Here is a 23,838-nt window from a genome sequence, read left to right as displayed (position 1 = left end):
TTAGGCAGTTTCTCAATATGTTGATTCTAAACAGTATTTTTGTGATATCAGGTAAGGTCCTGAAAATATTGGCAGATTTGTAATACCTTTGTGACCGTGGGGCCGAAAGTGGAAAAGTTAACGCAACCTGCCGCTGAGGAAGGCCAAAAAGCGCATGAAAAAGGGATCAGCCCGGCAGCGGATGGCCGATGATATCGGGGGTTCTCCAGGCAAGGTGCTGGCCGCCATCGACGCACAGAAGCTGCCCGGTGACAGCCGGTGCATCGAGGAAAAAGCCGAGCGCCGCGGTGATATCGGCGGCATTGGCACCACGTTGCAGCGGCGAGGCGGCGCGCTGCAGATCGAACTGCGCCTCGCTTTGATGCTCGCCCTTCAGCGTCGACCCCGGTCCGATGGCATTGACCCTTATGTCCGGCGACAGCGCCCGTGCCGCCGTCTGGGTGAAAGCCCAAAGGCCCATCTTAGCGATCGTGTAGCTCATGAATTCGGGGGTCAGCTTCCGCACCCTTTGGTCAAGCATGTTGACGACGAGCCCCTGGGCGAGCGCGCCATCCGCACCACGCGCGGCCTTGGGGCATTGTGCGGCGAAATGCTGGGTCAGAACGAAGGGCGCGCGCAGGTTGCTACCGATATTGCGGTCCCAGCTTTGCCGGGTCGCGCTGCGGATATTGTCATAGTCAAAGGTCGAGGCATTGTTCACCAGAACGGTGAGCGGTCCACCCAGCGCCTCAGCCGCGCGCCCGACAAGCGCCTCGGTCTGATCTTCCTCCAGAAGGTCCGCCTTAAGGGTCACGGTGCGGACACCGAAGGCGCGTGCCGCGTCGGCCGCTGCCTCGGCCTCGTCAGTCGACGTCGCATAATGGATCGCCACATCATATCCGCGACCGGCGAGATACAGCGTCATCTCGCGGCCAAGCCGCCGGGCCGCCCCGGTTACAAGCGCGCGCCTCATGCCTGCCCCTTCGGGCAGCCACAGGGATGCGGATTGCCGCAATGGGTGCAATAGCGGCCGATCCGCCGTTGCGCCGCAAACCGGCCCCACATCGCCAGAACTGCCATGCTGATCAGGAAAAGGACGACGACCTTTGCCAACATGTCAGAGCCCGTAGCGCGCCCAGAGGGCACGCTCCTCTATCTCGTCGGCCACCCCGCTGAGCAACCGGCCCGAAAAGCGCTGCAGGAACGGCTTTTTCACCCCGTGCGGTACCAGCCTGACCTTGTCGCCGTAAAGCGCCTTCAGCTTCGGCACCAGATGGCCGATCCCGTCGGCGAGGCCAACATCAAGCGCCTGCGCGCCCACCCAGATATCGCCGGTGAAAAGATCGCGGTCGGACGACAGCCGTGTCCCGCGGCGCGCGCGCACATGGTCCTTGAACCCGTCATGGATCGGCTCCAGCACCCGGCGCAGTCTCTCCACGTCTTCGGGCTTCTCGGGGCGGAACGGGTCGAGGAAGCTCTTCGAGGCCCCGGCGGTATGAACGCGCCGCTCGATGCCATGACGATTGAGAAACTCCGGGAAGCCGAAACTGGCCGAGATCACGCCGATCGACCCCACTACCGAGGACGGATCGAGCCAGATGTCGTCGGCCGCGCAGGCGAGCCAGTAGCCGCCCGAGGCCGCCACATCCTCGACAAAGGCATGGACGGGGATCTTCTTTTCCTCGGCCAGCCGGCGGATGCGCGCGGCGATCAGCGAAGACTGCACCGGCGAGCCGCCCGGCGAATTGACCACCAACGCCACGGCACGCGGTTTACCCTTGCGGAACGCCTTGTCGATGACTGGCGCCAAAGCCGCGTCATTCAGCCCGCCGCCAGTGCGGCCACCGGCCGAAATGGCGCCTTGCAGGCGGAGGACCGAAACGGTCGGCGGGGATTTCACGAAAGGGATGAAACGACGCATGGGCGAGATGTAGGCCGGATACGTCCCCGGGGCAAGGATGAGAGGGTCCGCTGCCCCCTGTTCGGAGGCAGCGGCCTCGCGTAGGGTCACGCAATGATCGACAAGCTGGAAATGTTCATAGCGCTGGCCAACGAACGGCACTTCGGCCGGGCGGCCGAGGCGGTGGGCGTAACGCAACCGTCACTTTCGTCCGCAATCAAGCAGCTTGAGGACCAGTTGGGCGTGCAGCTAGTCTTTCGCGGCGCGCGCTTTCAGGGACTGACACCCGAGGGCCAACGGGTGCTCGACTGGGCACTTCGGATCGTCGGCGACACTCGCACGATGCGCGAGGAAATGCGGGCGCTTCGATCCGGCGTCTCAGGCAACCTGCGTCTGGGGGTCATTCCGACAGCGCTGCCGATGGTCGGTCGGCTGACGGTGCCCTATCTTGCCCGCAACCCCAATGTCCAGGTGACGATCCTGTCGCGCACCTCCTACGAGATCCTTGAGGAGATCGAGCGGCTGGAGCTCGATGCGGGCGTCACCTATCTGGAAAACGAGCCGCTTGGCCGGGTGACGACCCAGCCACTGTACGAGGAAACCTACCGACTTCTGGTGGCCAGTTCTTCCCCGCTCGCAGGCCGTTCGTCGGTGTCATGGAAAGAGGCGGCGGCGCAGCCGATGTGCCTTTTGACATCCGACATGCAGAACCGGCGGATCATCAACCGTCACCTCGCCGAGGCGGGCGCCTCGGTCGAACCGAATGTCGAATCGAACTCCTCGATCGCGCTGGTCGCCCATGTCGCCACTGGCCGCTGGGCCTCGATCGTCACACAGACCATTGCCGAGATGTTCGGTAAGGGATCGGGGCTCGTCGCCGTACCGATCCATGACGGTGACGCGCACCACCTTGTCGGTCTGATCGCCGCCTGGCGCGAGCCGCATACGCCGGTCATTGCGTCGCTTCTGGACGAGGCGCGGCGGATCGCGACGGTTTGAAGAGATTGATAGGTTTATCCTATCAATCAACGGTATATTGATATTGATCCCTCAATCGCCGAGACGTATTTTCGAGGCCTGACAAAAGCGAGCCCCGGAGGACCCATGCCAGCCACCCCGTCAGAGGAGCGCGTGCGCGAGATCATCGCGGACCATTTGGCACTTGAAGGGCCGCTTCTGCCGATCTTCCATGCGCTCCAGGCCGAATATGGCCATGTGCCGCAGCTGGCGATCCCGGTGATTGCCGAAGTTTTGAACATCGGCCGGGCCGAGGTTCATGGTACCATGTCCTTCTACCACGACTTCCGCGAGGAACCTGCGGGCCGGCACGTGGTGAAGCTTTGCCGGGCCGAGGCCTGCCAGGCCGCCGGCTCCGACCGGGTGGCGGATCACGCCCGCGAAACGCTGGGCGTCGACTGGCACGGGACGACGAAGAACGGCGCGGTCACGCTGGAACCCGTCTTCTGCCTTGGCCTTTGCGCCTGCGGCCCCGCGGCAATGGTCGACGGCAAGGTCGTGGGTCTGGTGACCAAGAAGCGCTTCGACAAGATCATCGCGGAGATCGACGCATGAGCCTGACGATCTACATTTCCCGTGACGCTGCCGCCAAGGCCTGCGGGGCGGAGGAGCTGGTCGCAGCCGTCCGGGCCGAGGCTGCGAAGCGCGGGCAGGACGTGACCATCATCCGCAACGGCTCGCGCGGCATGGTCTGGCTGGAGCCGCTTCTGGAAGTCGCGACACCCGCAGGCCGCACCGGCTTCGGCATGGTCGGCGCCGATGACGTGCCTTCGCTCTTCGACGCAAATTTCGGTGACCACCCCAAGGCCGTCGGCCTTGTCGAGGAAATCCCCTTCTTCAAGAACCAGACGCGCCTGACCTTCGCGCGCTGCGGCCGGACCGACCCACTGTCGATGTTGGAATACGAGGCCGAGGGTGGCCTCAAAGGCTTGCGCAGGGCGCTTCAGCTGACCGGCGCCGAGATCGTGAAGGAAGTGACCGACAGCGGCCTGCGCGGCCGGGGTGGCGCGGGCTTTCCGACCGGCATCAAGTGGAAGACCGTCCATGAGGCGCAGGCCGACCAGAAATACATCGTCTGCAACGCCGACGAGGGCGACAGTGCGACCTTCGCCGACCGGATGATCATGGAGGGCGATCCCTTCGTCCTGATCGAAGGCATGGCCATCGCCGGTGTCGCGGTCGGCGCGACCAAAGGCTATGTCTATATCCGTTCGGAATATCCCGATGCGATCAAGGTGATGGACGATGCGCTGAAGATCGCCCGCGCGACGGGCCTGCTCGGTCGCACGCTCCTCGGCTCGGACAGGGCGTTTGACATGGAGGTCCGCGTAGGTGCAGGCGCCTATGTCTGCGGCGAAGAAACCTCGCTGCTGAATTCGCTCGAAGGCAAGCGCGGGATTGTGCGCGCAAAGCCCCCGCTGCCTGCCCTTCAGGGCTTCATGGGCAAGCCCACGGTCGTCAACAACGTCATCTCGCTGGCGACGATCCCGGTCATCATGGACAGGGGCGCGGCCTTCTACCGCGACTTCGGCCTTGGCCGGTCGCGTGGCACAATCCCCCTGCAGATCGCGGGTAACGTGAAATACGGCGGGCTTTATGAAACCGCCTTCGGCCTGACGCTCGGCGAGATCGTCAACGACATTGGCGGCGGCACCTTCTCGGGCAGGCCCGTGAAGGCAGTGCAGGTCGGTGGCCCCCTGGGCGCCTATTTCCCGACCTCGCTCTTCGATACGCCCTTCGGCTACGAGGAATTCGCAGGCAAGGACGGCCTTATCGGACACGCGGGCCTCACGATCTTCGACGACCGCGCCGACATGCTGAAGATGGCGCGCTTCGCGATGGAATTCTGCGCCATTGAGTCCTGCGGCAAATGCACCCCCTGCCGCATCGGCGCAGTCCGCGGTGTCGAAACCGTCGACCGGATCGCAGCAGGCGACCCCTCGGCCATGCCGATCCTGAAAGACCTGTGCCACACCATGAAACTCGGCTCGCTCTGCGCCCTTGGGGGCTTCACCCCCTATCCGGTGATGAGCGCCGTGACCCATTTCCCCGACGACTTCGCCCGTTCGAAGGAGGCCGCAGAATGAGCGCGCAAAATTCTTCGAAGAATTTTGCCAAGAATTTTCGAAAATTCTTGGCGCCTCAGACCCACGCCGTCCGTATGAAGGAGGCCCGCGCATGAAAGACTTCATCCTTCCCGATCAGGATTACGGCACACCCGCCTCGAAGGCCAAAGAGATGGTGACGCTGACCATCGACGGGTTCGACGTGACCGTGCCCGCGGGCACCTCGATCATGCGCGCGGCGAAGGAGGTGGGAATTTCTGTCCCCAAGCTTTGCGCCACCGACATGGTCGACGCCTTCGGTTCCTGCCGCCTCTGCCTGGTGGAAATCGAAGGCCGCGCAGGCACCCCTGCCTCGTGCACCACACCCGTTGCCCCCGGCATCAAGGTCCACACCCAGACCGGGCGGTTGAAGGACATCCGCCGGGGCGTGATGGAACTCTACATCTCCGACCATCCGCTGGACTGCCTGACCTGCGTGTCGAACGGCGACTGCGAACTGCAGGACATGGCGGGGGTCGTCGGCCTGCGCGACGTGCGCTACGAGGCCAAGGAAACCCACTTCCGCGCCAAAGACAATTCTGGCGAGGCCAATCCACAGTTCATCCCCAAGGATGAATCGAACCCCTATTTCAGCTACGATCCGTCGAAATGCATCGTCTGCTCGCGCTGCGTGCGCGCCTGCGAGGAAGTGCAGGGCACCTTTGCCCTGACGATCGAAGGGCGCGGCTGGGACAGCCGGGTGAAGGCCGGGATGAAGTCGGACACGTTCCTTTCGTCCGACTGCGTCTCCTGCGGCGCCTGCGTGCAGGCCTGCCCGACCGGCACCTTGGCAGAAAAGTCGATGTACGAGATCGGCACCCCGGAACGGTCGGTCATCACCACCTGTGCCTATTGCGGCGTGGGCTGTTCCTTCAAGGCCGAGATGCGGGGCGACGAGCTCGTGCGTATGGTCCCCTACAAGCAGGGCAAGGCCAACCGGGGCCATTCTTGCGTGAAGGGCCGCTTCGCCTATGGCTATGCATCCCACAAGGACCGGGTCCTGAACCCGATGATCCGCGAGCGTGTCTCTGACCCGTGGATGGAAGTGACCTGGGCCGAGGCGATGGAATTCGCCGCGAACCGGATGCAGGCGATCCAGGCCAAGTACGGCCGTGACTCGGTCGGCGTCATCACCTCGTCGCGCTGCACGAACGAGGAAACCTATCTGGTGCAGAAGCTGACCCGCGCGGTCTTCGGCAACAACAACACCGACACCTGCGCCCGCGTCTGCCATTCGCCCACGGGTTACGGCCTAGGCCAGACCTTCGGCACCTCGGCCGGTACCCAGGACTTCGACTCGGTCGAGGAAACCGATGTGGCGATCGTCATCGGCGCCAACCCCGCCGCAGGCCACCCGGTCTTCGCCTCGCGCCTGAAGAAGCGGCTGCGCCAAGGCGCGAAGCTGATCGTGGTCGACCCGCGCCGGACCGAAATGGTGCAGTCGAACCATATCAAGGCCGCCCACCATCTGGCGCTCCGCCCCGGTACCAACGTCGCCATCGTCACCGCGCTCGCCCATGTGATCGTGACCGAGAAACTCTATGACGAAGCCTTCATCCGCGAGCGCTGCGACTGGGACGAATTCCAGGATTACATGGAATTCGCCGCCGACGAACGCCACAGCCCCGAACGGATCGAAGGCTTCACCGGCGTTCCGGCCGCCGAAGTCCGCGCCGCGGCGCGGCTTTATGCCGGTGCACGGAACGGCTCGATCTACTACGGCCTCGGCGTAACGGAACATAGCCAGGGCTCGACCACCGTCATCGGCATCGCGAACCTCGCCATGCTGACCGGCAACATCGGCCGCCCCGGCGTGGGCGTGAACCCGCTGCGCGGCCAGAACAACGTGCAGGGTTCCTGCGACATGGGGTCGTTCCCGCACGAACTGCCGGGCTACCGCCATGTGAAGAACCCCGAAGTGCGCGACATCTTCGAGAAGCTTTGGGGTGTCACGATCTCGTCCGAACCCGGCCTTCGCATCCCCAACATGCTGGACGCGGCCGTCGAGGGCACGTTCAAGGGGCTCTACTGCCAGGGCGAAGACATTCTGCAATCCGACCCCGACACGCACCACGTCGCCTCGGGCCTTGCCGCGATGGAATGCGTCATCGTCCACGACCTCTTCCTGAACGAGACCGCGAACTACGCCCATGTCTTCTTCCCCGGGTCCTCTTTCCTCGAGAAGGACGGCACCTTCACCAACGCCGAACGCCGCATCAACCGCGTGCGCAAGGTGATGGCGCCGAAGAACGGCTATGCCGACTGGGAAGTGACCCAGATGTTCGCCAATGCGATGGGCGCGGGTTGGACCTACAACCATCCGTCTGAAATCATGGACGAAATCGCGGCGACCACACCCTCGTTCGCCAATGTCACCTACGACCTTCTGGAAGAGCGCGGCTCGATCCAGTGGCCCTGCAACGACAAGTCGCCGGACGGCACACCGCTCGTCCATGTCGACGGCTTCGTGCGCGGCAAGGGCAAGTTCATCCGGACCGAATATGTCGCGACCGACGAAAAGACCGGCCCGCGCTTCCCGCTTCTGTTGACCACTGGCCGGATCCTCAGCCAGTACAACGTGGGGGCGCAGACGCGGCGGACGGAAAACAACGTCTGGCACGATCAGGACATCTTGGAAATCCACCCCCACGACGCCGAAAACCGCGGCGTCAAGGATGGCGATTTCGTGCGGCTGTCCTCTCGGTCCGGCGAAACGACATTGCGCGCCGAAATCACCGACCGCGTCTCGCCCGGCGTCGTCTACACGACCTTCCACCATCCGACGACGCAGGCGAACGTGGTGACCACCGATTTCTCGGACTGGGCGACCAATTGCCCGGAATACAAGGTCACGGCGGTCCAGGTCAGCCCCTCGAACGGCCCGTCTGAATGGCAGGTCGAATATGAGGCGCAGGCCGACATGGCCCGCCGCATCCTGCCCGCGGCCGAGTGATGGAGACGCACCGCGCCATAGACCGCCGCGCCTTCCGCGCGGGGCGGTGGCAGCGCGGAACCCGCGCCGTGCCCGAGGAAGTGCCGGTGGCGCTGGTCTATAATGGCACGACGCAGGCGGTGATGATGGCGACGCCTGCCGCGCTGGAAGATTTCGCGGCGGGCTTCTCTCTGACCGAAGGGATCGTCGGCGATCTGTCGGAAATCCGCGAAACCGAGCTGGTCGAACTGCCGCAAGGGATCGAACTGCGCATGTGGCTCGGGCCCGAGGCAGAGGCCCGTTTCCAGGCGCGTCGTCGTGCCCAGGTCGGCCCGGTCGGCTGCGGCCTCTGCGGCATCGATTCGATCACCGAGGCGATGCGCGCGCTGCCACCCGTCGCGGACGGCCTGCGCCTGACGCCCGCCGATTGCGAGGCGGCGATGAAAGGCCTTCTCCGCCATCAGGCGCTGAATGACGCCACCCGCGCGGCACATGCGGCGGGCTTTTACATCCCCGGCGTGGGCGTGGTGCTCGGGCGCGAGGACGTCGGCCGCCACAATGCGCTCGACAAGCTCGCGGGCGCCATGGCGCGGGCGGGTCTCAAGGCCAGCGACGGCGCCTTGGTCATCACCAGCCGCGTATCGGTCGACATGGTGCAGAAGGCCGCGATGATCGGCGCGCCGGTGCTGATGGCCGCCTCCGCCCCGACCGCGCTCGCCATCGGCGAGGCCGATGCTGCCGGACTGACACTCGTCGCCGTTCTGCGCGGCGCCGAATTTGAACTTTTCACCCATCCCGAACGATTTGACGGAAACGAGGCTGCCGATGTCGCCTGAAAAAATGATCCGCATGGCCAACCAGATCGCCACTTTCTTCGAATCGAAGAAGCATGACGAGGCTGTCGCGGGCACCGCCGCCCATATCAGCGACTTCTGGGAGCCGCGCATGCGCAAACAGCTTTTCGACCATATAGCTTCTGGTGGTCAGGGGCTGAAGCCGCTCGTCGTCGAAGCTTCGGCAAAGATCCGGCCGGTGCAGGCCGCCTGAGAAGCGCGGGGGCTCTGCCCCCGCACCCCCGGAGTATTTCGGGACAGAACGTGGCAGGTCAGACAGAGAGTGTTGCCGCGACCGCGCGTTTCCAACGCGCATATCTTGCGTCTCGCGTCGCCTCGTCCATTACGGGCTTGAACTGCCGGTCCAGCGCCCAGGTGTGGGCGAACCCTTCTGCGTCCGGGTAGAGTCCCGCCTGCATCCCGGCAAGCCAGGCGGCGCCAAGGGCTGTGGTTTCGGTGATGACAGGCCGATCCACGGGTGCCCCGATGATGTTGGCCAGGAACTGCATCGTCCAGTCGGAGGCGACCATGCCGCCATCGACGCGCAGGACGCCATCCGCCGCACCTTGCCAGTCGGCGCGCATCGCCTCCAGGAGGTCGCGGGTCTGATAGCCCACGCTTTCCAGCGCCGCTTTTGCCAGTTCCGCCGGGCCCGAGCCCCGCGTGAGTCCGTAGACGGCACCCCGGCAATCGGCGTTCCAGTAGGGCGCGCCGAGGCCGGTGAAGGCGGGGACGAGGACCACGTCCTGTGCAGGGTCGGCAGCTGCCGCCAGCGGCTGGGTTTCCTTGGCCTCACGGATGATCTTCAACCCGTCGCGCAGCCACTGCACGACCGCGCCTGCGATGAAGATCGACCCTTCCAGCGCATAGGCCGTCTTGCCGTTCAGCCGGTAGGCGATGGTGCCGAGTAGCCGAGAGCGGCTTTCGACGAGAGTATTTCCCGTATTCAGAAGCGCGAAGCACCCGGTCCCGTAGGTCGATTTCATCATGCCGGGCTGGAAGCAGGCCTGCCCGATGGTCGCCGCCTGCTGGTCGCCCGCGACCCCGAGGATCGGGATCGCCCGGCCGAAGAGGTCCGCCCGCGTCGCACCATAGTCGGCGGCGCAGTCGCGGACCTCGGGCAGCATCGAGCGGGGGATGTTCAGAAGCTGTAGGATATCGTCGTCCCACCGGTTCTCGCGGATGTTGTAAAGCATCGTCCGAGCGGCATTTGTGGCGTCGGTGGCGTGAACTTTTCCTCCGGTCAGCCGCCAAATCAAGAAGGTGTCCACAGTTCCAAACAGCAACTCGCCGCGCCTCGCCTGTGGGCCAATGCTTCCGGGCTGGTCCAGTATCCATTTGAGTTTGGTCGCGGAGAAATAGGGGTCCAGAAGCAGGCCTGTCTTTTCGGTAAACATTGGCTCGTAGCCGGACTTTTTCAGCTTTTCACATAGCGGTGCGCTGCGTCGGTCCTGCCAGACGATAGCGTTACACACAGGTTCGCCGGTGGTCTTGTCCCAGACGACTGTTGTTTCTCGCTGGTTGGTGATGCCGATTGCCGTAATGTCAGCGGCACTCAAGCCCGCCCGGTCGATGGCGCCGCGGACGGTGGCGGTGACGGTGGACCAGATTTCCTCCGCATCATGTTCGACCCAGCCAGACGCGGGGAAATGCTGGGTAAACTCCTGCTGCGCTGAGGCCTTCACCCGCATCTCGCGGTCGAAGACGATGGCGCGGGAGGAGGTCGTGCCCTGGTCGATGGCGACGATATGGCTCATGCTCCGGCCCTTTCCTTCATCCAGACGTCAAGCGCGGCGATCTCTTCGACCGTCATCCTGAGCCCCAGTTTCGAGCGCCGCCAGACCACATCTTCCGCCGTCCGCGCAAATTCCTTGGCCATCAGCCAATCGACCTCACGTTCCGTCAAGCCTGCACCGAAGGCGCGGCCGAGGTCCTCCGCGCGCGACGCTCCGGCGACGATCTTTGCCGCCTCTGTCCCATAGGCGCGTGCCATGCGGCGGCAGGTGTAGTCGCTCAGGAACGGATGGTCGAGTTTCAGCATGGCCCCGAGGCTTGGCGCCGCGCCGACGGTAAAATCGCCTCCGGCGAGGGCCACACCCGCGGTCCAGTCGCCGCGCGCGGGCGCGAGAAAGGGCGCGATCTTTGCCAGCGCCGCCTCGGACAATTTGCGGTAGGTGGTGATCTTGCCGCCAAAGACCGACAGGATCGGCGGGCCTTCACTGTTCAGCGACAGAACATAATCGCGCGTCGCCGCCTGCGCCGATTTCGCGCCGTCATTGTAAAGCGGCCGGACACCTGAATAGGTCCAGACCACCTGATCGCGGGTCACCGGCTTATCGAAATAATTCGACGCGAAAGCACAGAGATAGTCCTGCTCGGCCTCGGTACACACGGGTCCCGCCGGATCGTCGCCGTGATCCATGTCGGTTGTGCCGATCAGGGTGAAAGTTTCCTCGTAGGGGATGGAAAAGATGATCCGGCCATCCTCGCCCTGGAAGAAATAGCAGCGATCATGGTCGTAAAGCTTGGGCACCACGATATGGCTGCCGCGCACCAGGCGGATCGATTCCTGCGTTTCGATATGGGCAATGCCGCGCACGACCTTCTCGACCCAGGGCCCGCCGGCGTTGACCAGCACCTTCGCGCGGCGTGTTTCCGTGCGCCCGCCGCGTTCCAGAGTGACAGTCCAGTGATCGCCCGTCCGCTCGGCCCCGGTGACGCGGGTACGGGTCAGGATTTCGGCGCCGCGTTCGGCCGCGTCGCGGGCATTGAGGACCACAAGACGTGCATCCTCGACCCAGCAGTCGGAATATTCATAGGCTTTCGCGAATTTTCGTTTCAGAGGCTGACCCGCCGGATCCATCCGCAGGTTGAGCGTACGGGTGCCGGGCAGGATCTTCCGGCCGCCGAGATGATCGTAGAGGAACAGGCCAAGCCGGATCAGCCAGGCCGGGCGGCGGCCGCGCATCCAGGGCATGAAGACATTCATCAAGCGCGAGGTGGGCGTCTCGCCTTCGAACCGCATATCCGAATGATAGGGCAGGACAAAGCGCATCGGCCAGGAGATATGAGGCATGGCGCTGAGAAGAACTTCGCGTTCTTTCAATGCCTTGCGAACAAGGCCAATCTCGAAATACTCCAGATATCGCAAGCCGCCGTGAAAGAGCTTGGTCGAGGCCGACGAGGTGGCAGAGGCCAGATCGTTCATCTCTGCAAGAGACACGGACAGGCCGCGCCCCGACGCGTCACGGGCGATGCCGCAGCCGTTGATACCGCCTCCGATAATGAAAATGTCGTAAAGCCTGTCCGAATCCATGCCGCACCTCAGGAAGATACGGAATTGAAGGCGTCTACGCGCGATTTGTCAAATAGTGCTTTCGTTTTTGTTCGTTTTTGCTTTGCAACGCGAGCCGTTTTCGTAAGATGGGCCGAAAGGGAGGCCCCATGGTATTGAGCCTGAGGCAAATGGAGATCGTGGAGCTTGCGAGGGCCGAGGGCAAAGTCCTGGTCGAGGAGCTTGCCACACGTTTTGGCGTTACACTCCAGACCATTCGCCGCGATTTGAGCGAACTTGCCGATGCCGGGCGGCTGGCGCGGGTGCATGGCGGGGCGGTCCTGCGGTCGGGCGTCGCCAATATCGGTTATGCGGAACGGCGCAATCTGAACGCAGACGCCAAGGCAGCGATCGGCCGGGCCTGCGCAGCAGCGATCCCCGACAACTCGTCGCTTTTCCTCAACATCGGCACCACGACCGAGGCGGTGGCGCGCGCGCTCCTCGGGCACCGCAACCTGACGGTGGTGACCAACAACCTCAACATCGCCAATATCCTTGCCGAAAGCGAAAGCTGCGAGGTGATCGTTGCGGGGGGCGTCTTGCGCCGGTCGGACGGCGGGCTGGTTGGCGATCTGACCCGCGAGGCGATTGCTGCCTTCAAGGTCGACTTCGCGATCATCGGCACCTCGGCGCTGGATAACGAAGGCGAGCTTCTGGATTTCGACAGCCAGGAGGTTCATGTCAGCCGGGCAATCATCGGCCGGGCGCGGCAGGCCTTCCTCGTCGCCGATCACTCCAAGCTGACGCGCGCGGCGCCGGTCAGGATCGGCTCGCTGCGCGACCTAGCGGCGATCTTCACCGACCGGCCCCTGCCTCAGCCGCTTGCCCGGAAATGCGCGGATTGGGACACCGCAGTCAATGTTGCGGAGCGGAGCTAGCCCTGCAGCAGGCGCAGCGCTGCCGCGTGCAGGTCCGGCGTCGCGGCGGCCACGGTCGAGACGCTCTCGCCCATGTGCAGCCGCCCGCCAGCCCAGTCGGTCATCCGCCCACCCGCTTCCTCGACCAGAAGCGAAACGGTCAGGTAATCGTAGGGTTGCAGATCGAAATCCACCACGACGTCGACATGACCCATGGCCAGAAGCGCATAAGGATAGCAGTCGTAAGAAAACCGCCGGGTCGTGCCCGCATTCATCAGGCGCGCGAAGGTCTCGGGGTGGGCGCGCCAGATCTTCTCGCCCTCGTTCACATAAAGCGTTGAGCCCTCAAGCGTCCGGCGCCCCGAGGATTGCAGCCGCGCGCCATCTTTCCACGCACCGCCGCCCCGGCGGGCGGCAAAGACCTCGCCCAGGGCGGGCATGCCGACAGCGGCAAGCTCAACCTCTCCCTCGACGAGATGGGCAAGCAGGAAGCCGAAAAGCGGATGGCCGGAAATGAAACTGCGGGTGCCGTCGATCGGGTCAATGACCCAAAGGGCGCGGGCGTCGCCGCCCTCTATCCCATGTTCCTCGCCGTAGATGCCGTGGCCCGGGAAACGGTCGGCAATCAGGCGGCGCACCTCGGCCTCGACCGCGCGGTCCGCCTGCGTCACCGGGCTTTCGTCTGCCTTGAACTCTATCCCAAGACGACCCCGGAAAAAGCCAAGTGCCGCCTCAGCGGCGGCACCGGCTATCGCGAGCGCATCGTCCAACTCTGCGTTGCGCATATATCAGCCACCACAGCGCTTGGCGGCTTCGTCCACGGCGGCAGAGAAGCCGAGAAGCGAGAATGTATCCTGCGTCTGGGTTCCGCGCGCCGAGCGCGCAGTCAGGATCGCACCTGACCCGGCCTTCAGCGCCGCGATGATCTTCGCATCCTCATCGGGCGAACCGGCCCAGGCCCATTCGCCGTCGACGAACAAGTCGAACTTGGTTCCACCGACATCAAGACCGACCGTCGATCCCGGCGCGAACGGGTAGCCGCCGGTGAAGGAAATCTCACCCTTGGTGCCCTGCCGATAGGTAATGAAAAGAAGGATGTCGCCACGACGGACCGCGACCGACTTGCCATCCTTGGTGTTCACCGTTTCCTTCGGCGCCGACACCCCCCAGCAATCGGTGCCCTCGACGAAAACACTCCAGTCGGTATTGGCGGCCACCCGATTGGTCGAAACCTGCGCCTGCGCCGCGCCCGTCCCCGCGGCCAGCAAGGCCGCAGTCGCGATCCAACTTTGCCAAACCTTCATTGTCCGCCCTCCAGCCTCTGCCCCGCCCTGATTCTGGCGCGCCGATCCGGTCTCTGGTCGCGCGTGTTTTTGGGTGGCGGGAGCCAATCCAACTCGATATTGAACTCATAGCCCAACGGAGCCCGGCAGGGAAAGACCCGTAGGCACAGCATGTGGCGAAAAATCGCTGAAACGGGCAGCAACGGAAGGTGGACCGATGGCAGCGGCGGAACTGATCGAGGTTTGGCGTGGCGGGCTTCTTGAAAGCACCCATCGTGGCCATGCGGTCATCACCGACGAGACCGGCGCGATCGTCGAGGCCTGGGGGGACCCGGACGCGATCATCTTCCCCCGCTCTTCTTGCAAGATGCTCCAGGCGTTGCCGCTTCTTGAAAGCGGCGCGGCCGACAATGCGGGCCTTACGGACGCGCAGCTTGCCCTGGCCTGCGCATCGCATCAAGGCGCAGCAATCCACACCGAGGCGGTTGCCAGCTGGCTTAGGGATATTGAGCTCGGAGAAGCCGATCTGCGCTGTGGCACTCACTGGCCCACGGATTGGCCTGCCCGCGACGAGTTGATCAAGACCGATGCAACGCCCTGCCAGTTGCACAACAACTGTTCTGGCAAGCATGCGGGCTTTCTGACGCTGAACCAGCATCTAGGCGGCGGATCCGAATATGTCGAGTTAGGGCACCCGGTCCAGAAAGCGGTCCGCGCCGCCTTCGAGGAAGTGACCGGAATGGACAGCCCCGGCTGGGGTATCGACGGCTGTTCGGCGCCGAACTTCGCTACCTCCGTCCACGCACTCGCGCGAGCGATGTCATTCTTTGCCGGAGCGCGCGAGGAGGGCGATACTCGCGCTCGCGCCGCCTTCCGGTTGACGCGAGCCATGGCGAAACACCCCGACCTCGTGGCCGGCGAAGGCCGGTCCTGCACGAGCCTGATGCGCGCAATGGGTGGCCGGGTCTCGGTCAAGACCGGGGCGGAGGCGGTGTTCATCGCTATCCTTCCCGAACAGAAGCGCGGCGTGGCGTTGAAGGTCATGGACGGCGGCACGCGCGCCGCCGAGGCCGCGATCACCGCGATCCTGGTTCGCCTGGGCGCGCTCGACGCCGCCGATCCGGTCGTTGCTCACTATCTGACCGGGCCGCAAAAGAACTGGCGTGGCTTCACGACCGGCGAGTTGCGCACCGCACCGGATTTCTGCTGAGCGGATGTACGGGGAAGCAGCGCCTCCCCGGCCCAGAGTCAGGCGCTTTCGGGGATGAGATCGGTCGGCAGGTTCTGATAGCAGACCGGTCGCAGCCAGCGCCGGATCGCCATCGTACCCACAGATGTATGCCCGAAGTTGGTCGAGGCCGGATAGGGCCCGCCATGGACCATCGCATCGGCGACCTCGACCCCGGTCGGGAAACCGTTCGCAATGATCCGGCCCGCCTTGCGTTCAAGGATAGGCAGCAGGTTGCGGGCGTGATCGGTATCTGCAGCGTCCATATGCAATGTGCAGGTCAGCTGGCCCTGGAGGCTGCGCGCGATCCGCTCCATTTCGTCCGCGTCCCGGGCCCGGACGATCAGGCCCAAGGGGCCAAAGACCTCTTCCGCCAAAGCATGATCGGCCAGCCAGTCGGCGGCGGAAACCTCGTAGAGGTAGGGCGTTGCGGTGCGCAGGTCACAGGAGGTGACCAGCACTTCGCGCACGCCGCGCCCGGCGGCAATCCGCCGCTGGCCGTCGCGGTAGGCGGCGGCGATGCCGTCCGTCAGCATGGTCTGCGCACTGACCGCGCCCACCGCCTCGCGCGCCGCCGCAACGAAAGCTTCGGCGTCAGGACCGTCGATCACCACCGCGATGCCGGGGTTTGTGCAGAACTGCCCTGCCCCCATGGTCAGCGATCCGGCCCAACCCTTGGCCAGATCGCCACCCCGCGCTTTCAGCGCGGAAGGCAAGAGGAACATCGGATTGACCGAGCCAAGCTCGCCGAAGAACGGGATCGGGTCGGGGCGCTGCGCGCAGAGGTCGAAAAGCGCCCTGCCCCCAACAAGCGAGCCGGTGAAACCCACCGCCCGGATCAGCGGATGCTTCACCAACGCCTCGCCCACATCGCGTCGTCCGCCCTGGATCAGCGAGAAAACCCCGGGATGCAGCCCCTCGGCCTTGATCGCCGCATCGATCGCCTGCGCGACCAGTTCGCCCGTGCCAGGATGGGCCGAATGGCCTTTCACCACAACCGGGCAACCTGCCGCCAAAGCCGAAGCCGTGTCACCGCCCGCGACCGAAAAGGCGAGCGGGAAGTTCGAGGCGCCGAAGACCGCGACCGGCCCGATCGGGCGCTGAATTAGCGTCAGTTCAGGACGCGGCAGTGGCGCCCGGTCCGGCAGCGCCGCATCATGGCGGCGGTCGAGATAGTCGCCCTTGCGGATATGAGAGGCAAACAGCCGAAGCTGCCCGACTGTCCGCCCCCGCTCGCCTTCCAACCGCGCCGTGGGCAGGCCAGTTTCCTGATGGCCGATCTCGGTGATCTCGGCCCCCCGCACCTCGATCTCGGCGGCGATCCGTTCCAGAAACCGGGCGCGGGCTTCGCGCGTCAGCGAAGAGAAAGACCAGAAGGCCTCTTCCGCCGCCCGTGCGGCCCGGTCCACATGGGCAGGCGTTCCGACCGAGAAATCATGGGCCTCACCGCTCGCGGGCTGCGAGGCAAAGGTTGCCTCGCCCATGACCCAGTCCCCGGCAATCAGATGGCGTCCGGTCAGCATGTTCTTCTCCTTCCAAAGTCACCGCATCGGCCAGGTGTCACCCACCCGGTAGCCACGCGGCCAGGGGTCTGCGGGGTCGCAGACCAGTTGCTTGATTTCAGTGATCCAGGCCCGGCCCGAGATCGAGGGCACGACCGCCTTCGTTCCGTTCAGATCGGTCTCCCGCTCCAGCCGGCAGTGGAATTCCGAACCGATGATCGAGACGCCGGTGAAAGCCTCGCCCACTGCAAGCTCGCCCTTCGCATGCAGAACCGCCATCCGCGCCGAACACCCCGTACCGGTCGGCGACCGGTCGAGCTTGCCCGGCTCGATCGCCACGGTGTTGCGGCCGGTCTTCGTGCCGTTCACCAGTTCGACCGGGCGGGTGAACTGGCAGAAGGATATGTGGTTCCAGTCAGGGTTGGTCGGATGGCTGAAGCCCAGTTGCTCCGATGCCGCCTTGCGGATCTTCATACCGGTCTCAGACAGCTCCCGCGCCTCGGACGGGTCGAGGTCGAAACCACAGGAAGCCGCGTCGACAAGGGCAAAACTGTCACCGCCATAGGCCGTGTCGACAGTCAGAGTCCCCAAGCCCTCGACCTCGACCTTGGCATTGAGCCGTGCGGCGAAGCTCGGCACATTCGTCACCCGGATGCGCTCGGCCTTGCCGTCCCGGCAGGTGGCGACCACTTCGACGAGGCCGCCCGGCGCTTCCATGAAGAAGCGGGTCTCAGGCTCGACCATCGGCACGATGCCGGTATCCAGAACGACCGTCGCCACGCAGATTGAGTTCGACCCTGACATGGGCGGCGTATGTATCGGCTCCATGATGATCCAGCCGGTCGCCGCGCGCGGGTCTTTCGGCGGCACCAGCAGGTTCACATGGCGGAAGACCCCGCCGCGCGGTTCGTTCAGGACGAAATCACGCAGGTGGTTGTCGGTCGCGATCCAGCGCGACTGTTCCCAGATCGTCTCACCGGGCGGCGGCGCGACGCCGCCGACGATCACATCGCCCACCTCGCCCTCGGCATGGCAGCCGACGACATGTATGACCCTGTTCGAACGCATCTCAGACCTCCAGCACCGGCGCGCCCAGCGCCGCCATGATCGGTTCGACCCCAAGGCCCGGCGCATCCGACGCCTGCATGCAGCCCTCGACCCGCTTCGGCGCCCCGGTCGCGATATCCTTCGTTCCGTAGGAATTGAAATCGGTGGCCGAAAAGCAGAATTCCGCAGGCGTCGATTGCGCCAGATGGGCGATGGTCGCGGTGACGATATCGCCACCCCAGGTATCCTCGATCGTCATCGGAATGCCCGCCGCGATGCACAGATCGCGCATCTGGCGGGCCTTGGTCAGTCCACCAACCTTCGAGATCTTCAGGTTGATCACATCCATCGCCCCGTCCGCGATCCCGCGCATCAGGTCACCCACCCCGCCGATCACCTCGTCGAGCACGAAGGGCAGCGAAGACCGGCGCCGGGTAGCGAGGCATTCTTCATAGGTCGGCGAGGGCTGTTCGATATAGACGTCAAGGTCGCGCACCGCGTTCACCACACGGGCGGCCTCGTGCATCGTCCAGCCGGTATTGGCATCTGCCACAAGGATATCGGACGGCTGCAAGATCGCGCGCGCCGCGCGAATACGAGCGATATCACTGTCGGCGTCCGCCCCGACCTTCAGCTGGAACTTCGTGTAGCCTTCGGCCCGGTATCCCGCGACATTGCCCGCCATCGCCTCGGGTTCGATCTGGGAAATCGCCCGATAGAGGTGGATCTTGTCCTGCGCCTTGCCGCCCAGAAGCTGATAGCAGGGCAGACCGGAGGACTTGCCAAGAATGTCCCAGCAGGCCACGTCAATCGCCGCCTTCACGTAAGGATGGCCGCGCAGCACCGCGTCCATATGGCGGTTCAGGACACCCAGATCGCGCGGATCGAGCCCGATGACTTTCGGCGCGATCTCGGCCAGCCCCGACCGCACACCCAGCGCATAGGCAGGCAGGTAGGCGGATCCAAGCGGGCAACACTCACCCCAGCCGGTTATGCCCGCATCGGTCTCGACCGCAACCACGGTCGCGTCAAAGACCTCGACGTAATTCCCGTTCGACCAGCTATAGCGGCCCTCCTTCAGGGGCAGATCGACCTGATAGGCTTTGATTGCGGTGATTTTCATGATCGTCCTCCCTCATTGCAGGATAGGCAGTATTGCCCACCCTGCGCCCTGTCCTCACAATACCTGGAACCCGTGCGCGAACGGATCGCGATCATCGATGAAGATCGTGTTGTAGCCCGTCACCCGCGCCCAGCCGGCAATCGAGGGGATGACCGCAGGCTTGCCGCCCACCTCCGCCCGCCCGACGATCTGGCCCTTGAACATCGACCCGATGATGCTTTCGTGGACGAAGGTCTCGCCTTCCTTCAGCTTGCCCTTCGCCGCCCATTGCGCGATCCGCGCCGAGGTGCCGGTGCCGCAGGGCGACCGGTCGATCGCCTTGTCGCCGTAGAAGACCGCATTGCGCGCGGTCGCCTCGGGTTGCGTGGGCTTGCCCGTCCAGAGGATATGGCTCAACCCCTTGATCTCTGGCTTCTCGGGATGCTGGAACATGTATTTCTCGTTCAGCGCCTTCCTCAGCAAAGGCGACCAGCGCAAGAGATCCCCCGCCGAATGGTCCGCCATGTCGCGGAAAGCGGGTTGCGGGTCGACGATCGCATAGAAATTGCCGCCATAGGCCACGTCGACCGTAACCTCGCCCAGCCCCTCGACCTCGGCCGTCAGCCCTTCGGAATGCAAGAAGGCCGGCACGTTCGTCAGCTTCACTTCCTCGACGAGTTGCCCCTCCTGCCGGTATTCGGCAATGACCAGCCCGGCCGGTGTATCCAGCCGCAATACCCCCGGCACCTTCGGCGTCACCAGCCCGCGTTCGATCGCCGTCGTTACCGTGCCGATCGTCCCGTGCCCGCACATCGGCAGGCAGCCCGAGGTCTCGATGAACAGGATCGCCACATCGCAATCCTCGCGCGTCGGCGGGTAAAGGATCGAGCCCGACATCATGTCATGGCCCCGCGGCTCGAACATCAGCCCGTGGCGGATCCAGTCGTACTCCGCCAGGAAATGCGCGCGCTTTTCCAGCATCGTCGCGCCTTTCAGGTTCGGCCCACCACCCGCGACGACTCGCACGGGGTTCCCGCAGGTATGGCCATCGATGCAGAAGAACGTGTGGCTCGCCATGGTCAGAATCTTTCCGGTCTGTAGGGGCTGAGGTCAATCGCCGGGGTCCGCCCCAGCGTCATGTCGGTCAGAAGCCGCGCGGTGGCGGCGGCCTGGGTCAGGCCGAGGTGGCCATGACCGAAAGCATAAAACACGTTCGGCGCGCCGTGCGCCCGGCCGATCACCGGCAGCGTATCGGGCATCGAGGGGCGGAAGCCCATCCACTGCACGCCGCCCTCGGTCTTCAGGCCCGCCATGACGCCTTCGGCCTTCTTCAGCAGGATTTCCGACCGCCGGAAATCGGGCGCCCGGTCCAGGCCCGCCAATTCCACCGCGCCGCCGACCCGGATACCGGTCGAGAGCGGCGTGATCACATAGCCGTCCTGCGGCAGGACCAGTTGGCGCTTCAGATCGAAGGCCCCCGGCGGCAGGGTCGTGTTGTAGCCCCGTTCGGTTTCCAGAGGCACCCTGTCGCCCAGCTTCGCCGCCAGCTTGTGCGACCAGGCACCACAGGCGAGGATGACCTTCGGCGCGCTCATCCGCCGCCCATCGGCGAGCCTGACACCCACCCCCTGCCCGTTCGGCAAAAGGTCCACGACCTCGCCCTTCTCGAACCCGGCACCACGCGCCAGCGCCGCCTGACCGATGGCGCAGGCGACCTCGTAGGGATCAGACAGCGTCATCCAGGCCGGGATGAAGACGCCATGGGTGTATTTCGGGTGCAGGCCGGGCTGCAGTTCGGCCAGCCGCGCACCGCTGACGGTCTCGAATTCCACTCCATGGCGCGCGCGCAGGTCCCACAGGCCCCGCGATGCTTTCAGCGCCCTTTCGCCCTCGTAAAGATAGATCGCGCCATCACGGCGCAGGTGGTGCGCAAGCCCGGTCGCATCGAACAGATCGTCTGTCTCCGCCTTGGCCAGCTCCATCAGCCGCGCCTGCGCCGCTGTCGATGCCTCGTGCCGTGCCGGGCGGCTCGCCCGCCAGAAGCGCCACATCCAAGGCAGCATCTTCGGCGCATAGGACAATGGCATCGACAGGGGCCCCAGCGGGTCCATCAGCCAGAAGGGCGCCTTCCAGATCACCCCGGGCGAGGCGAGCGGTTCCACATCGGCAAAGGCAAAGGCCCCGGCGTTACCTCGGCTCGCCTCCTCGGCGATGCCCTTGCGGTCGAGGATCAGGACCTTCCGGCCTGCCTCGGAAAGACGGAAGGCGGCCGTAAGGCCGATGATCCCGCCGCCGATGACGATCACGTCAAACATCAAAACGCCTGCAGTGCGCGGTAGAAATTGGTGCGGCCCGCGCTCCTCGCCGCCGCAACGGCGCGGGCCATGCCTCTGCGCGAGCAGAGGCGCTTTGTCACTCAGGCCGCCAGTTTCGGCAGGGCCGGACGGCAGGCGATCCGCTCGCGCACCAGCTTTTCGACCCGCACCCGATGCTCGCCGACCAGAGGCTGACGCGGCGCGCGGACATGCTCGGTCGAGCCGATGGCGATGGCTTCCGCCAGCTTGATCTGCTGGACGAGGAAGGTCGACACGTCGAGGTCCAGGAGCGGCCGGAACCAGCGGTAGATTTCCCGCGCCTCGGCCACGCGGCCGGCCTTCGCGAGGTCATAGATCGCCTGGTTTTCCTTCGGGAATGCGATCGACACGCCCGACACCCAGCCGTCGCAGCCCATCAGGATCGCCTCAAGGCCAAGGTTGTCGACCCCGGTCAGCACCTTGAACCGGTTGCCTACCGTGTTGAAGATTTCCGTGCAGCGGCGGATGTCGTCCGAGCTTTCCTTGATCGCCACCATCAGCGGGTTTTCCGCCAGTTCGATCATCATTTCCGGCGTCACATCGACGCGGTAGCCGACGCGGTTCGAATAGATCATCACCGGCAGCCCGCCCGCATTCGCGATGGCGTTAAGGTTCGCGATCGTCTCGGCGCGGTTCGTGTGATAGATCGGTGAGGGCACGACCATCAGGCCATCGGCGCCCGCCTTGCCCGCCTGCGCGGCCAAAGCGCAAGCCTCGCGGGTGCCTGCTTCCGAGATCGTCAGCAGAACCGGCTTCTTGCCCGCGACCGATTTCGCGATCTTCAAGACCTCAAGCCGCTCTTCGGGCGACAGCATGTTGCCCTCACCCAGCGTGCCGCAGGTGATCAGGCCGGCATTGCCCGCATCCATCTGCAGGCCAAAGCAGCGCTCCATCTCGGCACGATCCAACGCTCCTTCGGCGGTGAATTTCGTGGTCACGGCCGGCATCATTCCAGTCCACATTCTCTGGGAACTCCTTCGTTACATCTCAGTGTGCGGCTTTCAGGAAAGCCGCGGTTTCCGGTTTTTCGGGCGCCTCGAAAATCTGGGCGGGCGTGCCGATCTCATGAATAAGTCCCTCGCGGAAGAAGGCAACACGATCTGAAACCTCGCGCGCGAACCGCATCTCGTGCGTGACGCAAATCATCGTCATGCCTTCGCTGGCCAAGAGTCGCAGCGTGTCCAAAACCTCGCCCACCAGCTGCGGGTCAAGGGCCGAGGTGACTTCGTCGAACAGCATGTAGTCCGGCGACATCGCCAGCGCCCGGGCGATCGCCATGCGCTGCTGCTGGCCGCCCGACAGGCGCGAAGGATAGACCATGAGCTTGTCGGCCAGCCCCACATGCGACAGCTGCTTCACCGCGATCTCGTCAGCCGCCTCGCGGCTCATCCCCAGCACCTTGCGGGGGGCGAGCGTCACATTTTCCAGAACCGTCAGATGCGGAAAAGCGTTGAACTGTTGAAACACGATCCCGATTTTCTGGCGCAGCTTGTTCAGGTCGGTCTTCGGGTCATGGACGACCGTTCCATCGACAGTGATCCTTCCGCCCTGGATTGGCTCCAGCCCGTTGATGCAGGTCAGAAGCGTCGACTTGCCGGACCCCGAGCCTCCGATGACCGTAACCACCTCGCCCTTCTCGACCCGCATCGACACGCCCTTCAGAACCTCGAGGGGTCCGAAGGATTTCCGCACATTTTCAATCTCAATCATTCTCGCGCCACCGTGCTTCAAGCCGGCCGCCCATCCGGGCGATCGGGAAGGAAATCAGGAAATAGATCGCGCCGGTGATCATCAGGATGAACAAAGGCTCCTGCAGGCGCGTGACAAGGATCTGCGACGACCGCAAAAGCTCGATGATCCCCAGCCACAACACAAGCGCTGTGTCCTTCATCACCCCCAGCGTCAGGCCGATCCAGCCCGGCAGGGCCACCCGCAGCGCCATCGGCAGGGTCACGTTCGCCATGTCCTGCGCCCAGGTCATGCCCAAGGACCGCGCCGCGCGCCGGGTGACGGCCGGCACCGCCTCGATGCCGCCCCGCACGATCTCGGCGCAATAGGCCGAGGTATAAAGCGACAGCATCACGCAGGCGACGGTAAAGGGCGACCAGCCGAAACCGGCGATCGACTGGAATGCATTGGCCAGGATCAGCTGGATGAGCAGCGGGACCGAGCGCAGCACGTCCAGCACGAAGGTCAGGGGCGCCGCCGCCAGCGCCGAGGCCTGCGCCTTGAAGGCGCCGAAGATGGTGCCCAGAAGCGTGCCAAAGAGGACCGCGACGGCGGTGATCGCCAGCGTGATCCCGGCGCCCTTGGCCAGAAATATCAGGTCTTTGAGGGTCAAGGCAGTATCGAACATCTCTCCCCC

Annotated in this window: 23 protein-coding genes; 8 read left to right on the top strand and 15 right to left on the bottom strand. The window is 64.6% G+C overall.

Translation table 11 applies throughout. The annotated features are described in order from the left end of the window. Positions 1-166: 166 nt before the first annotated feature. The 3 genes from OU426_RS13230 to OU426_RS13220 are packed head-to-tail and all read right to left on the bottom strand — an operon-like array spanning position 167 to position 1,900. A complete protein-coding gene (locus OU426_RS13230; RefSeq protein ID WP_267634498.1) occupies positions 167-952 on the bottom strand; it encodes an SDR family oxidoreductase in 786 nt (261 codons plus the stop codon). Next, positions 949-1,095, bottom strand: coding sequence for a hypothetical protein (locus OU426_RS13225; protein WP_267634497.1), 147 nt, complete (start codon positions 1,093-1,095; stop codon positions 949-951). Before OU426_RS13225 ends, OU426_RS13230 begins: the two co-directional genes overlap by 4 nt. A 1-nt stretch (position 1,096) precedes the next feature. Further along, positions 1,097-1,900, bottom strand: coding sequence for a S49 family peptidase (locus OU426_RS13220; RefSeq protein ID WP_267634496.1), 804 nt, complete (start codon positions 1,898-1,900; stop codon positions 1,097-1,099). A 93-nt stretch (positions 1,901-1,993) separates the two neighbouring features. On the opposite strand from OU426_RS13220, the gene OU426_RS13215 reads away from it, so the two are divergent. The 6 genes from OU426_RS13215 (at position 1,994) to OU426_RS13190 (ending at position 8,980) form a co-directional block, all read left to right on the top strand. Next, the gene (locus tag OU426_RS13215) at positions 1,994-2,878 is read left to right on the top strand and encodes a LysR family transcriptional regulator (RefSeq protein ID WP_267634495.1); all 885 of its coding nucleotides are present in this window, start codon (positions 1,994-1,996) and stop codon (positions 2,876-2,878) included. A gap of 105 nt (positions 2,879-2,983) precedes the next feature. Continuing rightward, a complete protein-coding gene (locus OU426_RS13210) occupies positions 2,984-3,451 on the top strand; it encodes a formate dehydrogenase subunit gamma (protein ID WP_267634494.1) in 468 nt (155 codons plus the stop codon). 2 nt (positions 3,452-3,453) lie between these two features. After that, positions 3,454-4,983, top strand: a complete 1,530-nt coding sequence (locus tag OU426_RS13205; RefSeq protein ID WP_267634541.1) for a formate dehydrogenase beta subunit — start codon at positions 3,454-3,456, stop codon at positions 4,981-4,983. A gap of 91 nt (positions 4,984-5,074) precedes the next feature. Continuing rightward, on the top strand, positions 5,075-7,954 hold the full coding sequence (fdhF, locus tag OU426_RS13200) for a formate dehydrogenase subunit alpha (protein ID WP_267634493.1): 2,880 nt from the start codon (positions 5,075-5,077) through the stop codon (positions 7,952-7,954). Continuing rightward, on the top strand, positions 7,951-8,769 hold the full coding sequence (gene fdhD, locus OU426_RS13195) for a formate dehydrogenase accessory sulfurtransferase FdhD (RefSeq protein ID WP_420712599.1): 819 nt from the start codon (positions 7,951-7,953) through the stop codon (positions 8,767-8,769). Before fdhF ends, fdhD begins: the two co-directional genes overlap by 4 nt. Next, positions 8,759-8,980, top strand: coding sequence for a formate dehydrogenase subunit delta (locus tag OU426_RS13190; protein WP_267634491.1), 222 nt, complete (start codon positions 8,759-8,761; stop codon positions 8,978-8,980). Before fdhD ends, OU426_RS13190 begins: the two co-directional genes overlap by 11 nt. Before the next feature lie 58 nt (positions 8,981-9,038). Here the strand turns inward: OU426_RS13190 and glpK are convergent, their stop codons facing one another. Continuing rightward, positions 9,039-10,523, bottom strand: a complete 1,485-nt coding sequence (glpK, locus tag OU426_RS13185) for a glycerol kinase GlpK (RefSeq protein WP_267634490.1) — start codon at positions 10,521-10,523, stop codon at positions 9,039-9,041. Then, positions 10,520-12,082 (bottom strand): glycerol-3-phosphate dehydrogenase, encoded by a 1,563-nt coding sequence (glpD, locus tag OU426_RS13180; RefSeq protein ID WP_267634489.1) that lies wholly within the window; start codon positions 12,080-12,082, stop codon positions 10,520-10,522. Before glpD ends, glpK begins: the two co-directional genes overlap by 4 nt. 128 nt (positions 12,083-12,210) lie before the next feature. Between glpD and OU426_RS13175 the strand changes: the two genes are divergently transcribed. Continuing rightward, positions 12,211-12,978, top strand: coding sequence for a DeoR/GlpR family DNA-binding transcription regulator (locus tag OU426_RS13175; RefSeq protein WP_267634488.1), 768 nt, complete (start codon positions 12,211-12,213; stop codon positions 12,976-12,978). Here OU426_RS13175 and OU426_RS13170 read toward each other — a convergent pair. Next, positions 12,975-13,742: an inositol monophosphatase family protein gene (locus OU426_RS13170; protein ID WP_267634487.1), complete on the bottom strand. Its 768-nt coding sequence runs from the start codon at positions 13,740-13,742 to the stop codon at positions 12,975-12,977. The two genes, OU426_RS13175 and OU426_RS13170, sit on opposite strands and share 4 nt — an antisense overlap. 3 nt (positions 13,743-13,745) lie before the next feature. After that, positions 13,746-14,261, bottom strand: a complete 516-nt coding sequence (locus OU426_RS13165; protein ID WP_267634486.1) for an invasion associated locus B family protein — start codon at positions 14,259-14,261, stop codon at positions 13,746-13,748. Between the two features lie 196 nt (positions 14,262-14,457). Between OU426_RS13165 and OU426_RS13160 the strand changes: the two genes are divergently transcribed. Next, positions 14,458-15,450 carry an asparaginase gene (locus tag OU426_RS13160; RefSeq protein ID WP_267634485.1) on the top strand — a complete coding sequence of 331 codons (993 nt, stop codon included), beginning with the start codon at positions 14,458-14,460 and terminating at the stop codon, positions 15,448-15,450. 38 nt (positions 15,451-15,488) lie between these two features. On the opposite strand, the gene OU426_RS13155 is transcribed toward OU426_RS13160, so the two are convergent. The 8 genes from OU426_RS13155 to OU426_RS13120 form a co-directional block, all read right to left on the bottom strand. After that, entirely contained in the window at positions 15,489-16,991 is a 1,503-nt protein-coding gene (locus OU426_RS13155) for an aldehyde dehydrogenase (NADP(+)) (RefSeq protein ID WP_267634484.1), read from the bottom strand. Between the two features lie 18 nt (positions 16,992-17,009). After that, a complete protein-coding gene (locus OU426_RS13150) occupies positions 17,010-18,038 on the bottom strand; it encodes a trans-3-hydroxy-L-proline dehydratase (protein ID WP_267634483.1) in 1,029 nt (342 codons plus the stop codon). 1 nt (position 18,039) lies between these two features. Then, on the bottom strand, positions 18,040-19,140 hold the full coding sequence (locus OU426_RS13145; protein WP_267634482.1) for a cis-3-hydroxy-L-proline dehydratase: 1,101 nt from the start codon (positions 19,138-19,140) through the stop codon (positions 18,040-18,042). Positions 19,141-19,194: 54 nt separating this feature from the next. Next, the gene (locus OU426_RS13140) at positions 19,195-20,196 is read right to left on the bottom strand and encodes a 4-hydroxyproline epimerase (protein WP_267634481.1); all 1,002 of its coding nucleotides are present in this window, start codon (positions 20,194-20,196) and stop codon (positions 19,195-19,197) included. A 2-nt stretch (positions 20,197-20,198) separates the two neighbouring features. Then, entirely contained in the window at positions 20,199-21,434 is a 1,236-nt protein-coding gene (locus tag OU426_RS13135; protein WP_324289821.1) for an NAD(P)/FAD-dependent oxidoreductase, read from the bottom strand. A 101-nt stretch (positions 21,435-21,535) separates the two neighbouring features. Further along, positions 21,536-22,420, bottom strand: a complete 885-nt coding sequence (locus OU426_RS13130) for a dihydrodipicolinate synthase family protein (protein WP_267634479.1) — start codon at positions 22,418-22,420, stop codon at positions 21,536-21,538. A gap of 40 nt (positions 22,421-22,460) precedes the next feature. Further along, positions 22,461-23,183, bottom strand: a complete 723-nt coding sequence (locus OU426_RS13125; protein WP_267634478.1) for an amino acid ABC transporter ATP-binding protein — start codon at positions 23,181-23,183, stop codon at positions 22,461-22,463. Then, positions 23,176-23,829 carry an amino acid ABC transporter permease gene (locus OU426_RS13120; RefSeq protein WP_267634477.1) on the bottom strand — a complete coding sequence of 218 codons (654 nt, stop codon included), beginning with the start codon at positions 23,827-23,829 and terminating at the stop codon, positions 23,176-23,178. Before OU426_RS13120 ends, OU426_RS13125 begins: the two co-directional genes overlap by 8 nt. Positions 23,830-23,838 lie beyond the last annotated feature (9 nt).

This window comes from Frigidibacter sp. RF13, from assembly GCF_026626305.1.
GTDB lineage: Bacteria > Pseudomonadota > Alphaproteobacteria > Rhodobacterales > Rhodobacteraceae > TMP-24.
This window is presented reverse-complemented; position numbering and strand designations above follow the sequence as displayed.